We start from the raw sequence: 12126 nt of genomic DNA, 5'->3' as shown, positions 1-12126 counted from the left end.
GTACGTTGCCGGTATGGGAATTGCGATCACCGAGCTGACACCGGTCGAGCAGACTGCGCTGGTGACCAGTACGCCCGCGCGCTCGACAGCCGTTGGCCCCGGCCGATACTCGGCGATATCTTGGCGGACGAGATCGTGGCCAAGATCGACTACGACTTCCAGGCTTTGGGCGTGCCATCGAGCGCGGTGCGCCAGACCGCGCTACGGGCCAAGATGCTCGACGAACGGGTGCGAGGTTTCATCTCCGAACATCCCGACGCGGTCGTGGTGGCTCTCGGCGCGGGACTGGACACCGGGATGCTGCGAGTGGCACTACCGGCCACGGTGGACTGGTACAACGTCGATCTGCCACACGCCATCGCACTGCGCAATGAACTCGTGCCCGGTGACGACCACGCGCATTCGGTGGCCGCATCGCTGGCCGAAGAGGCCAGCCTGGCACATGCGCGGAGGTCGACTTGTATCCGGCGGGCGTCCGGGTGTCGACTCGCCTGATGGGGATGACCAAGGCCGGCGCGCGCACGGCGCGGGTGCTGCGCTATCGCTTCTAGGGGCGACACAACGCGAGACAGAAGGGGTGGCAACGATGGCGGCAACGCTGATCGCCGGCGCAAACGTGTGGGACGGCATGTCTGATCAGCCGGTGTCGCAACAGGTTCTGGTTGTCGACGGCCGTATCCAACAGCTGGGCGACGCAATCGAGCCGCCAGCCGACGCAAAACTGGTCGACCTGTCCGGGCACACCCTGACACCCGGATTCATGGACTGCCACACCCATGTGACATTGGCACCACCGGTCGGACCGACGATGGCCCTGGAGTCCAGCATCACCAAGACGCTGAAGTCGCTGCCGGTGCTACGCGCCTTGCTGATGAACGGGTTCACTACGGTGCGTGACTTGGGTTGCGGGGACGTCGATTACCCCACGATCGACCTTCGCAATGCGGTGACGGCCGGGATCGTCGTCGGCCCGCGGATGGTGGTGGCGCCGCACATGATCTCAGCGCGCGGCGGCCACGGCGACTTCAGCGGGATGGTCGCCGATGAATATCAAGGGTCCTCCAGGCCGCTGGAGTTGGCTGCGGCCGACGGCGACGACGAGATCCGCACCCGGGTCAGACAGCAGATCCGGGCCGGCGCCGACTGGATCAAGTTCGCCGCCACCGGCGGCTTCGCCTCACCATCGGACGACCCCGGACACGCCACCTACAGCCAGGACGAGATGGATGTCCTGGTCGCGACGGCCGGCGACCTCGAAGTCCCGGTCACCCCGCACAGTTACGGGGACGTGGGTATCCAGCGCGCGGTTCGAGCGGGGGTGCGCAGCATCGAGCATGGAAACCTCGCGTCGGCTCAGACGCTGCGAATGATGCAGGACGCCGGGGTGTTTATGGTGCCGACTCAATACACGATCCTGTCCGGAGCCCGCCGCGGCGAGGACGACCCCGTGTGGGCCGCTCTCCCGGAGCACTCGCGCCGCAAAATGCGCAAATACCGCGGCGCACTGTTGGACGCGGCGGAGGGGTTGGCCGCCAGCGACGTTCGGATCGCGTTCGGAACCGACGCCGGAATGTTCCCGCACCAAGACAACTGGCGCGAGTTCCCGATGATGGTGTCCACCGGGATCACCCCGTTGCGCGCCCTGCGCGCGGCCACCAGCGTGGCCGCCGAACTGCTGCGCCTCGACGATCTCGGTGTGATCGCCGAGGGCAAGATCGCCGACCTGATCGCCATGCCCGGCGATCCCCTCACCGACATCGACGTCACCGGACAGGTGGACTTCGTCATGAAAGAGGGTGTGATCTACAAGGATCCGACCAAAGCGGGCAACGCTTAGCCGCCCAGGCAACCCGGACCGAGCAGCGCCTTGAGATCGCCCATCAGCGCCGGAGACGGCGTCACCCGCAGCGACGCGTCCAGCTCGAGGGTGGTGATCCGGTCCCCGCTGACCAGCCGCAGATGCACCTGCGACGTACCGGGGTGTTGGGCCAGCACTTGTTTGAGCGCGCTGACCTTGTCGATGGTGCATTGCCGCGTCGGCAAGCTCACCGCCAGCGGCCGGTTCGCCTGCGCATTGGAAAAATCAGGCACCACAAGGTCGTTGGCGATCAGTGTGGTCCGATCATCGCGGATCGCGACTTTCGCGGTGACGACGACCACCGCGTCGTCGACGACGTCAGCGCCGAAGGCGGAATAGGTGTGCGGGAAGAACATCACTTCGATACCACCGGTGAGGTCTTCCAGCTGCGCTGACGCCCAAGGCATTCCGTTCTTATTGACCCGCCGATTCACCGATGCCAGGATGCCGCCGACCTTCACGAGGGTGTCGTTCGGGATGTCGCCGTCAAGTACCGCCGGGATTGCGGTGTCGACCTGAGTCGCTAGCAGATGTGCCACCCCGTTGAGCGGATGTCCGGACACGTACAAGCCCAGCATCTCGCGCTCCAGCGCGAGTTTGTGCTTGTCGTCCCACTCCTCGTCGGGGACCCTGATAGTGAATACCGCGTCAGCGCCCGCTCCCCCGTCATTCGGGTCGCCGCCGAACAGGTCGAACTGACCCATCGCCTCGGCCTTCTTGGTACCCAGCACCGAGTCGACCGCGTCGGTGTGCACCAGGAACAGCCCTTTGCGCGGGTGTTTCAGCGAGTCGAATGCGCCGGCTTTGATCAGCGATTCGGTGACCTTCTTGTTGCACGCCGCGATGTCGACCTTGTTGAGGTAGTCGGAGAAGTCGGTGAACTTGCCTCTCTCGGTACGGGTATTCAGTAGCGAGGCAACCACATTGGCGCCGACGTTGCGCACCGCGCCCAGCCCGTAGCGGATGTCAGTACCGACCGAGGCGAAGTTCAACCCGGACTCGTTGACGTCCGGCGGCAGCACGGTGATGCCGAGCTTGCGGCAGTCGGCCAGATAGACGGCCGCCTTGTCTTTGTCGTCACCGACCGAGGTGAGCAGTCCGGCCATGTATTCGGCGGGATAGTTGGCCTTCAGATAGGCCGTCCAGTACGACACCATGCCGTATCCGGCGGCATGCGACTTGTTGAACGCATAATCGGCGAACGGCAAGATGGTGTCCCACAACGCTTTGATCGCTTTGGCCGAGAATCCGTTGGCCTGCATGCCTTCCGAGAAGCCCTCGAATTCCTTCTCCAGGACCTCGCGCTTCTTCTTGCCCATGGCCTTGCGCAGAATGTCGGCTCGGGCCAACGAGTAGCCGGCGACCTTCTGCGCGATGCGCATGATCTGTTCCTGATACACGATCAGGCCGTAGGTTTCGGCGAGGATCTCGCGCAGCGGTTCCTCGAGTTCGGGGTGGATGGGTTTGATCGCCTGCCGGTTGTTCTTCCGGTCGGCGTAATCGTTGTGGGCGTTCATGCCCATCGGGCCCGGCCGGTACAGCGCGATCACCGCGACGACGTCTTCGAATCCGGTGGGCTGCATGCGGCGCAGCAGGTCGCGCATCGGCCCGCCGTCGAGTTGGAATACCCCCAGCGTCTCGCCGCGACCCAGCAGCTCGAAGGTGGCCTTGTCGTCCAGCGGCACGGATTCCAGGTCAAGGTCAATTCCCCTGTTGGCCTTGATGTTCTCGATCGCATCGCCGATGATCGTCAGGTTGCGCAGACCCAGGAAGTCCATCTTCAGCAGGCCGATGGCCTCGCACGACGGGTAATCCCAGCCGGTGATGATGGCGCCGTCTTGCGGCCGCTTCCACAGCGGGATCGCCTCGGTCAGCGGCTCGCTGCTCATGATCACCGCGCAGGCGTGCACACCCGCGTTGCGGATCAGGCCTTCCAGCCCGCGCGCGGTTTGGTAGATGGTCCGCACGTCGGGGTCGGTGTCGATCAGGCCACGGACCTCGGCGGCTTCCTTGTAGCGCTCGTGGTTGGGGTCGGTGATGCCCGACAGCGGGATGTCTTTGGCCATGATCGCCGGCGGCAGCGCCTTGGTAATCCGGTCGGCGATCGCGAAACCGGGCTGCCCGTAGTGGATTCGGGCGGAGTCCTTCAGCGCCGCGTTGGTTTTGATGGTGCCGAAGGTGATCACCTGGGCGACCCGGTCATGTCCCCACTTGTCGGCGGCGTAGCGCACCATCTCGCCGCGGCGACGGTCGTCGAAGTCGATGTCGATGTCGGGCATCGAGGTGCGCTCGGGGTTGAGGAACCGCTCGAAGAGCAGCCCGTACGGGATCGGGTCGACGTCGGTGATGCCCAGCGCGTAGGCCACCAGCGAACCGGCCGCCGAGCCACGGCCCGGGCCGACCCGGATGTCGACCGAGCGCGCGTAGTTGATCAGGTCGGCGACGATCAGGAAGTAGGACGGAAAACCCTTGTCGCAGATGACCTTGATCTCGTAGGCCGCCCGCTCTTCGTAGCTGTCCGGGGGGCCGCCGGGGAACCGTCGGCGGAGACCGGCGTCGACCTCGTGGCGCAACCAGGAGGCCTGATCGTGGCCGTCGGGCACCGGGAAGACCGGCATCCGATCGCGCGGCGCCCACACATCGGCGTACGAGCTCACCCGCTCGGCGATCAGCAGCGTCGAATCGCAAGCACCGGCGACTTCGCTGTCCCAGATCGCTCTCATCTCGTCAGCGGACTTCAGGTAGTAGCCGTCGCCGTCGAACTTGAACCGGTTCGGATCCGACAGCGTCTTGCCGGTCTGCACACACAGCAGCGCCTCGTGGTTGTGCGCGGCGTCGCGGGTGACGTAGTGGCAGTCGTTGGTGGCCAGCGGCGGGATGTTCAGCGTGCGGCCGATCTCCAGCAGCCCGTCCCGGACTCGGCGTTCGATGTCGAGCCCGTGGTCCATCAACTCCAGGAAGTAGTTGTCGGCCCCGAAGATCTCCCGCCACTTGGCGGCGGACTCAAGCGCTTCGCGGCGCTGCCCGAGCCGAAGCCGGGTCTGCACCTCCCCGGAGGGGCAGCCGGTGGTGGCGACGATGCCGTCCGCGTGCTCGGCGATCAGCTCGGCATCCATCCGCGACCACTTGCCCAGCTGGCCCTCGAAAGACGCCAGCGACGACAGCTTGAACAGGTTCCGCAGGCCGGTGGCGTTCTCGGCGACCATGGTCAGGTGGGTGTAGGAGCCACTGCCAGACACGTCGTCGCTCTTCTGCCCCGGGTCGCCCCACAGGATGCGGCGGGTATCAAAACGAGAAGCGGGTGCCACGTAAGCCTCGACGCCGATGATCGGCTTGATACCCGCCGCGGCGGCCGCGTTGTAGAACTCGCTGGCGCCGAACATGTTGCCGTGGTCGGTCATCCCGATCGCGGACATCTCCAGCCGCTGCGCCTCGGCCAGCATCGGCGCGATCTTCGCGGCACCGTCCAACATCGAGTACTCGGTGTGGTTGTGCAGGTGCACGAACGACTGGTTCATAGGCACGCCAGTCTATGGCCGCGCACCGACGACTCCCCGGCGTGTCGGCGAGTGTGTCTTGCGGCCGCTACCCATACAACTCGACGAACTGCTTCAGCGATTTCTCGACGTCCCCTCTGACGGCCCGAGCCGCTGCCGAGCCCACTGGACCGAACAACGCACGCCCGCCCAGCTCCAGGCGCAGACCGAGGGCAGACCCCTGTTGGGTGGGCTGCACGGTGAGCGTGACAGCGTATTTTGCGCCGCCTTTCCCGGAACCTGACAGTGCGACCTGGTGCGGCGGCTCCCACGAGGTCACCGTCCACGTCACCCGGTTGCGCAGGCCCTTGGCGCGTGCCACGCCCACGACTTGGGTTCCTTCGCTCAACTCGTCAGGCAGCTCGCTACGCCATCCCTCGTGCAGCACCAGCCAATCACCCAGATTGGACAGATCCGAGACGTGATCCCACATCTGCTGCGGGCTTATCGGCACGTCGGCGCCCATGTCAACGGCGGCCATCAGCGGTTGGGTCCGCCGCGGAATCGGTTGCCGATTCGGATCCCGGGCAACAACAGAGTGCGCGGCACGAATCTTCCGCCGATACTCACGGCCTTGGGCACGATGCCGGGCACCACACTGCGCTTACCGGCCAGCATCCCGCCGATCGCCTCTTCTGCGACGTCGTGCGGCGCGACCTGCGCAAGGGGAATACTGAAACGCTCAGCATTGGCGATCTCACCCCACTCGGTCGGCACCGGGCCCGGACACAACACCGTGACCGACACGCCCGTTCCGTGCAGTTCCTCGTGAACGGCTTCCGAGAAGGTCTGCACGAACGCCTTGGTTGCCGAATAAACGGCCATAAAGGGAATCGGCTGGAATCCCGCGATCGAGGCGATGTTGAGTACTGCTCCGGCTCCCCGCTCGACCATGCCGGGCAGCGCGGCATGGGTGAGTTCCATCAGCGCCAGCGAGTTGAGGACGACTTCTTCGCTTTCGCGCTCGATCGGCAAGGTTTGAAACACCCCGCTGGTGCCGAAGCCGGCGCTGTTGCACAGACCGGCTACCGGTTCGCTGCGAAGCCACTCTGCCAGCTGCCCCCGGGACGCGGCCTCGCCCAGGTCGAGAGGCATAACGTCGACCCCTACCGAGTATTGCGTGCGCAGCTCGCCGGCGAGGTCATCCAGGCGTTCCCGACGGCGGGCGACCAGCACCAGCGGGTAGCCGCGCCGGGCCAGACCGCCGGCCAACTCGGTGCCGATGCCCGAGGAGGCACCGGTGACAACGATGGCTGCCTGGTTGCTGGGTTTCGGAAGGCTCATGATCCCCTCACCAGTGAATTCCGCGGGTCGCGCGGACGAACGTTTCGCTCCGGCTATCGAATTCCGATGTGCCAGTATTGGATTCGGCGCCTGTCGATTCGCCCCCCTTGGCCGCATCTGAGTCGCTGAACATGCCAAAGGCACGGTTGCGGAGCCGGTCCATCACCGCCGGGTTGATGGCGTCGGCGACGGCGGCGAACTGCCCGAACGGTGAGCTGGCCCGCCGGGGCCGGTGCACGATCGCGTCGGTGATCACCCCGGCAGCCTGATCCGGCGTAAGTGCCGGGAACTTGTCATACATCGTGGTCGGGCTGATCATCGGCGTCCTCACCAACGCCATGTGTACGGTGGTGAATTTGATGTCGTCATCCACGACCTCGGCTTGCAGCGCGTCGCAGAGGCTGTCCAGCGCGGACTTGCTGGCGATGTAAGCGCCGAACCGCGGTGCGCGGGTCTGCACCCCGACCGAGGACACATTGATGATCTGCCCGAAATCGCGTTCCCGCATGCCCGGGATGAACTTGAGGATCAGCTGAACCGCGCCGAGATAGTTCAGTTGCATCGTCCGCTGGTAGTCGTGGATACGGTCGTAGGACAGTTCCAGCGAGCGTCGAATCGACCGTCCGGCGTTGTTGATCAGAATGTCGACGCCGCCGAGATCGGCGAGCACCTGGTCGGCCATCGTCGCGATGGCGTCCATGTCGGTCAGGTCGCACGGGTACACGTGGGCGGTCCCGCCGTTGCCCCGTATCTCGTCGGCGACTTTTTCGAGATTCTCCCGTGTGCGCGCAACTAGCACTACCTCGCCGCCGGCTTCCGCGATTTTCTTCGCGGCCGCCTCGCCGATACCCGACGACCCGCCGGTGATGAGGGTGATCGTGTCGTCGACGGCATCGTCGAGTGTGCGGCCCTGAACCGCGTCAAGCAGATTGCGAAGGTAGAACGGTCGATATCGGCCCGCCGAGTTCGGGGTGTTGAGGAGGTCGGACACCGCGGCAATCGGCTTTTCGACGAGGCTGGTCAGGTCACCCAGGTTCATAGGTTTCTCGCTCCCGGTGATGTTCTCCGTGCGCTTCCCACCGAGTCTGCTACACGGGTGCCGAGTTCTGGTGATTCTGCGGCAATCCGCTTGTTACGCCGGGTAATCGCCCGGTGACGGCGCCCTAACTGGCGGGCAATGATGGAGTGGTCCGCTATCCGCATGGGAATGCTCACCCGTTTCCGCGAGCCCAAGGCAGCCACCCTCTACGACAAGATCGGTGGCTACGGCGCCCTGGAAGTGATTGTCGAAGACTTCTATTGCCGTGTGCTTGACGATGATCTCCTGTCGAACTTCTTTGCCGGATCGGACATGAAACGGCTAAAAGACAGGCAGGCCGAGTTCCTGGCCGCGGCATTCGGCGGGCCCGGTTCTTACTCCGGCCCGTCGATGAGGCAGGCGCATCAAGGCCGGGGCATCACCAGGTATCACTTCGATCTAGTGACTGGGCACTTGAGGGACTCGCTGTGTGCGGCCGGGGTACCCACAGAGACGATTGCCGAGCTACTCCATGCCATTGCGCCGCTGGCCGACGAGATCGCGTCGGACCACGCCAGGGCGGGCGTCTAGCCGCCACCGCAAGCTTCGCCGAGCGTGCCCGTCTGCGAATTTATCGGCCTGGGTCTCGCGTCGATGGCACGCTCGGCGAACCTCACCCGTGTAGCGCGACCAGCCGCGCCCGCAGGTATTCGGCTACCGCGGAGTCGCTGGTCAGGTCGATAGCCCGCTGATAAGCCTTCGCGGCGGCGGCCGGACGACCGGCCCGGGCCAGCAGGTGCGCGCGGGTCGTCCAGGCTGGCTGGAACCGCTGCAGCGCCGGATCGGTGATCGCGTCCAGTGTCTGCAAACCGGCGTCCGGCCCTTCGACCTCGGCGTCGACGGCGGCCAGGGCAACCGCCCCGCCCAATGACGGCGCGACCCGAAGCAGAGCACGATGCAGGCGACGCAGCGCCGGCCAGTCCACCGGCCTGCTGCAGTGCGCCGACTGGATCGCCGCTTCGTATTGGTAACGGCCCGGCCGACCAAAGCCGTGGGCCCGGTGCAGCAGGGCTCCGCCGCGGCCGATCAGCGCCGCGTCCCACGATGCCGGGTCTTGTTCGTCCAGCGGCACGAACGCACCGTCGGCGCGGCGCCGGGCGGGTCGGCGCGACTCCGACAGGCACATCAGCGCCGCCAGGCCCAGCGCCTCGGGCTCGTCGGGTAGCACCTCGACGAGCACCAGCGCGAGATGAAGCGCCTCAGCGGACAACGATTCGACCGCGGCACCCGCCGCCTGCCAGTCGATCGCATACGCGCCGTACACGGCCTCCAGCACCGCGGGCAGCCGCTCGTCGAGGTCAGCGCGGCCCGGCAGCACGAATGGGATGCGGGCGTCGCGGATGCGGCGTTTGGCGCGCACCAGTCGTTGCGCCATCGTCGCTGCCGGCACCGCGAACGCCTGCGCGATCGCCGCGGCGTCGACACCGAGCACGGTCTGCAACATCAACGGAGTGCGGCAGTCGGCGCCGATCGCCGGGTGAGCGCACACCAGCATCAACTCCAGACGCCGGTCGGGAATGGCGTCGACCTCGAATTCAGTTGCATCACAGGGTATTTCGGGCACCGGATCGGTCATCCGGTAGGCGTGTGACTTCCAGTGGTCGCGCAGGCGGTTGCGGGCCACGGTGAGTACCCAGCCTTCCGGCTTGGCGGGGATGCCGTCGACCGGCCATCGGGTCAGGGCCCGCTCCAGCGCGTCGGCGATGGCGTCCTCGGCGGCGGCGAAGTCGCCGTTGCGCGCGGCGAGCAACGCCAGCAGCCGCCCGTAGCTGGTTCCCACCAGCTCGGCGACCCGAATCTGCGCCTCACTCAGGGCTGTACCAACCTTTGCCGCTGCCGTAGGTAACCGCGACGGGACGGATCTCGACGGATCCCCAAGCGGCGGCCGGGCAGCGCTTCGCCCAGGCCAATGCGGCGTCCAGGTCGGGCACGTCGATGACGAACACGCCGCCGAGGCGCTCTTTGGTGTCGGCGAACGGCCCGTCCTGGACCGTGGGAGTGCCGCCGCGCGCGCTGAACGTCGTCGAGACGACGGCCGATTGCAGCACCTGAGTGCCGATCAGCACACCCGCCGCGTCGAGGTCGTCGGCGTACCGGGCGAACGCCGCGCGCGCGGGGGCCATGTCCTCCTCGGTCAGGCCGATCTCGGGGCCCTCCTGATAGTGCATCAGCAGGCAGTACTGCATAGTGGTGTCCTTTCCGGCTCGATGATGACACCTCAATGACGATTGAGACCGGACCGCATCGACAACGCATCACAACTGTCTGGCGCGTGCAACGATCAACGGCATGAGCATGGCGGGAATGGGTCTGATGGGTCTGGTCGCGGGTGCGTCGACGGCGGGCATGTTGGGGGTCGTGAGATTGGTGGGCGACACCTGGTTGCCGCGGCTAGCGGCAAGCTCTGAGCACAAGCACGAGATGATTGCCACCCTGCATTCTCGGCGGCACGACTCGGTCCAAAGCTGGCGATCCGGCTTGGCGAATGCCCGAGATACCTATCGCCAATGGGCTGCCGGATCCCGCGATGGCGACGCGCCCAACGTCGTCGGCGACGAGTGGTTCGAGGGTCTGCGGCCGCACCTGCCCAGCACTGGCGAAGCCGCCAAATACCGCACCGCTCTTGACGTCAACTGCGACAACCCGACTGTGGCACTGCTGTCGTTGGAGATCGGCCGGATCGAACAAGAATGGGTCGACGAGGCGAAGAGCTATCCGCGCCGACTGCGAAAGTAACGTCAGCCCTCGGCCCGCAACACGTCCAACGCATGCTGCAGATCCGGCGGGTAGGGGCTGACGATCTCCATCTGCCTTCCGTCGGCGGGATGCGTGAACTCCAACGACCGCGCGTGCAGCCATTGGCGTTCCAGCCCAAGCTTTTCCGCAAGCTTCGGGTTAGCGCCATAGGTCAGGTCGCCGCAGCAGGGGTGATGTAGCGCCGCGAAGTGCACCCGAATCTGGTGTGTGCGGCCGGTTTCCAGATGTACGTCGAGCAGGCTCGCGGCGACGAAGGCTTCGATGGTGTCGTAGTGAGTGAGGCTGTGCCGGCCGTTCGCGGTGACGGCGAACTTCCAGTCGTGGCCGCGGTGGCGGCCGATCGGCGCGTCGATCGTGCCACTCGACGGATCCGGGTGTCCTTGCACCAGCGCGTGGTAGCGCTTGTCGACCGTACGCTGCTTGAACGCGCGCTTGAGCACGGTGTAAGCCCGCTCGGAGATCGCGACCACCATGACTCCGGAGGTGCCGACGTCGAGGCGGTGCACGATGCCCTGCCGCTCGTGCACCCCGGAGGTGGTGATCCGGTAACCGGCGGCAGCCAGCCCGCCGAGCACCGTCGGGCCGGTCCAACCCACCGACGCGTGCGCGGCCACCCCTGCCGGTTTGTCGACCGCGACGATGTCGTCGTCGGAGTACAGAATCGTCATGCCCTCGATCTCGACGGGCGTGTTCTCCAACGGCGCCGGCGGCTCGGGCAGGCGCACCTGCAGCCAAGCCCCGGCGGCCAGACGATCCGACTTACCGGCCGGCACCCCGTCCAACTCGACACCGCCGTCTTCGGCCAGCGCCGCCGCGGCGGTGCGGGACAGGCCCAGCAGCCGGGACAGCCCGACGTCGACACGCATACCCGCCAGACCCTCGGGCACCGGCATCGACCGGTCGGCCACCAGCGCCGCTACCGTTGGTCGGCTGTGGACCGGCCAACGGTGCCGTCCTGCGGCTCATCGCCGTCGACGGCTTCGGCCGGCTCGTCCGATGTCTGGGTGTCCTCGGTGGCATCGGCGACATCGATCGCGTCGTCCGCCTTGCGACGGCCGACGGTGTCGAAGTCGTAGCCCATTGCCGACAGCGTGACCAGCAGGATCGCCCCTCCGACCACCGACGGGTCGGCGACGTTGAACACCGGCCACCAGCCGATCGACAGAAAGTCCACGACATGTCCACGCAGCGGGCCCGGCGAACGGAAGAACCGGTCGACCAGGTTTCCCATCGCACCGCCCAGGATCATCCCCAGGCCGATGGCCCACCACGGCGACACCAGCCGCCGTCCCATCCAGAAAATCCCGACCACGACACCGGTCGCGATGACCGTCAGCACCCAGGTGTATCCGGTCGCCATCGAAAACGCGGCGCCGGAATTGCGGACCAGCGTCCAGGTGACGGTGTCACCGATGATCGGCACCGGCTGGCCGGGAGTCAGCAGTTTGACCGCGAGCACCTTGGTGATGATGTCCAGCGCCAGCACGACCGCAGCGACCCCCAGCAGCAGGCGCAGACGCCGTCGCGGCGCGGGAGCTCCGGCCTCCCCTACCGTCGGGTCCTCAGTCCCCGGCTCAGCCGATCCCGTTGGTTGGTCAGTCACTCCTACATCA

General features: G+C 66.2%; 11 protein-coding genes and 1 pseudogene. 4 read left to right on the top strand and 8 right to left on the bottom strand.

Going from position 1 to position 12126, the window contains the following annotated elements; translation table 11 throughout:
• Positions 1-13 precede the first annotated feature (13 nt).
• Both ACLQI9_RS21030 and ACLQI9_RS21025 read left to right on the top strand, forming a co-directional pair.
• Positions 14-432 (top strand): annotated as a pseudogene (locus ACLQI9_RS21030) (class I SAM-dependent methyltransferase); the annotation flags it as partial.
• A 154-nt stretch (positions 433-586) separates the two neighbouring features.
• Positions 587-1837: an amidohydrolase family protein gene (locus ACLQI9_RS21025; protein WP_442392120.1), complete on the top strand. Its 1251-nt coding sequence runs from the start codon at positions 587-589 to the stop codon at positions 1835-1837.
• On the opposite strand, the gene dnaE is transcribed toward ACLQI9_RS21025, so the two are convergent.
• The 4 genes from dnaE to ACLQI9_RS21005 form a co-directional block, all read right to left on the bottom strand.
• Positions 1834-5376, bottom strand: coding sequence for a DNA polymerase III subunit alpha (dnaE, locus tag ACLQI9_RS21020; protein ID WP_442392119.1), 3543 nt, complete (start codon positions 5374-5376; stop codon positions 1834-1836). The genes ACLQI9_RS21025 and dnaE overlap by 4 nt on opposite strands.
• Before the next feature lie 67 nt (positions 5377-5443).
• A complete protein-coding gene (locus ACLQI9_RS21015) occupies positions 5444-5875 on the bottom strand; it encodes a type II toxin-antitoxin system Rv0910 family toxin (protein ID WP_442392118.1) in 432 nt (143 codons plus the stop codon).
• A complete protein-coding gene (locus ACLQI9_RS21010) occupies positions 5875-6678 on the bottom strand; it encodes an SDR family NAD(P)-dependent oxidoreductase (protein ID WP_442392117.1) in 804 nt (267 codons plus the stop codon). The genes ACLQI9_RS21015 and ACLQI9_RS21010 overlap by 1 nt, the downstream gene beginning before the upstream one ends.
• Positions 6679-6685: 7 nt before the next feature.
• A complete protein-coding gene (locus ACLQI9_RS21005) occupies positions 6686-7717 on the bottom strand; it encodes an SDR family NAD(P)-dependent oxidoreductase (RefSeq protein WP_442392116.1) in 1032 nt (343 codons plus the stop codon).
• A gap of 162 nt (positions 7718-7879) precedes the next feature.
• On the opposite strand from ACLQI9_RS21005, the gene ACLQI9_RS21000 reads away from it, so the two are divergent.
• Positions 7880-8287 carry a group I truncated hemoglobin gene (locus ACLQI9_RS21000; RefSeq protein WP_442392115.1) on the top strand — a complete coding sequence of 136 codons (408 nt, stop codon included), beginning with the start codon at positions 7880-7882 and terminating at the stop codon, positions 8285-8287.
• 82 nt (positions 8288-8369) lie between these two features.
• Here ACLQI9_RS21000 and ACLQI9_RS20995 read toward each other — a convergent pair whose 3' ends face one another.
• Entirely contained in the window at positions 8370-9539 is a 1170-nt protein-coding gene (locus tag ACLQI9_RS20995; RefSeq protein WP_442392130.1) for an RNA polymerase sigma factor, read from the bottom strand.
• A gap of 22 nt (positions 9540-9561) precedes the next feature.
• Entirely contained in the window at positions 9562-9942 is a 381-nt protein-coding gene (locus ACLQI9_RS20990; protein ID WP_442392114.1) for a YciI family protein, read from the bottom strand.
• A 103-nt stretch (positions 9943-10045) separates the two neighbouring features.
• On the opposite strand from ACLQI9_RS20990, the gene ACLQI9_RS20985 reads away from it, so the two are divergent.
• Positions 10046-10492 carry a hypothetical protein gene (locus ACLQI9_RS20985; protein WP_442392113.1) on the top strand — a complete coding sequence of 149 codons (447 nt, stop codon included), beginning with the start codon at positions 10046-10048 and terminating at the stop codon, positions 10490-10492.
• 2 nt (positions 10493-10494) lie between these two features.
• Here the strand turns inward: ACLQI9_RS20985 and ACLQI9_RS20980 are convergent, their stop codons facing one another.
• Positions 10495-11421: an RluA family pseudouridine synthase gene (locus tag ACLQI9_RS20980; protein ID WP_442392112.1), complete on the bottom strand. Its 927-nt coding sequence runs from the start codon at positions 11419-11421 to the stop codon at positions 10495-10497.
• A gap of 8 nt (positions 11422-11429) precedes the next feature.
• A complete protein-coding gene (gene lspA, locus ACLQI9_RS20975; RefSeq protein ID WP_442392111.1) occupies positions 11430-12116 on the bottom strand; it encodes a signal peptidase II in 687 nt (228 codons plus the stop codon).
• Positions 12117-12126: the final 10 nt, after the last annotated feature.

Origin of the sequence: Mycobacterium sp. (assembly GCF_052143115.1) — a bacterium.
GTDB lineage: Bacteria > Actinomycetota > Actinomycetes > Mycobacteriales > Mycobacteriaceae > Mycobacterium.
This window is presented reverse-complemented; position numbering and strand designations above follow the sequence as displayed.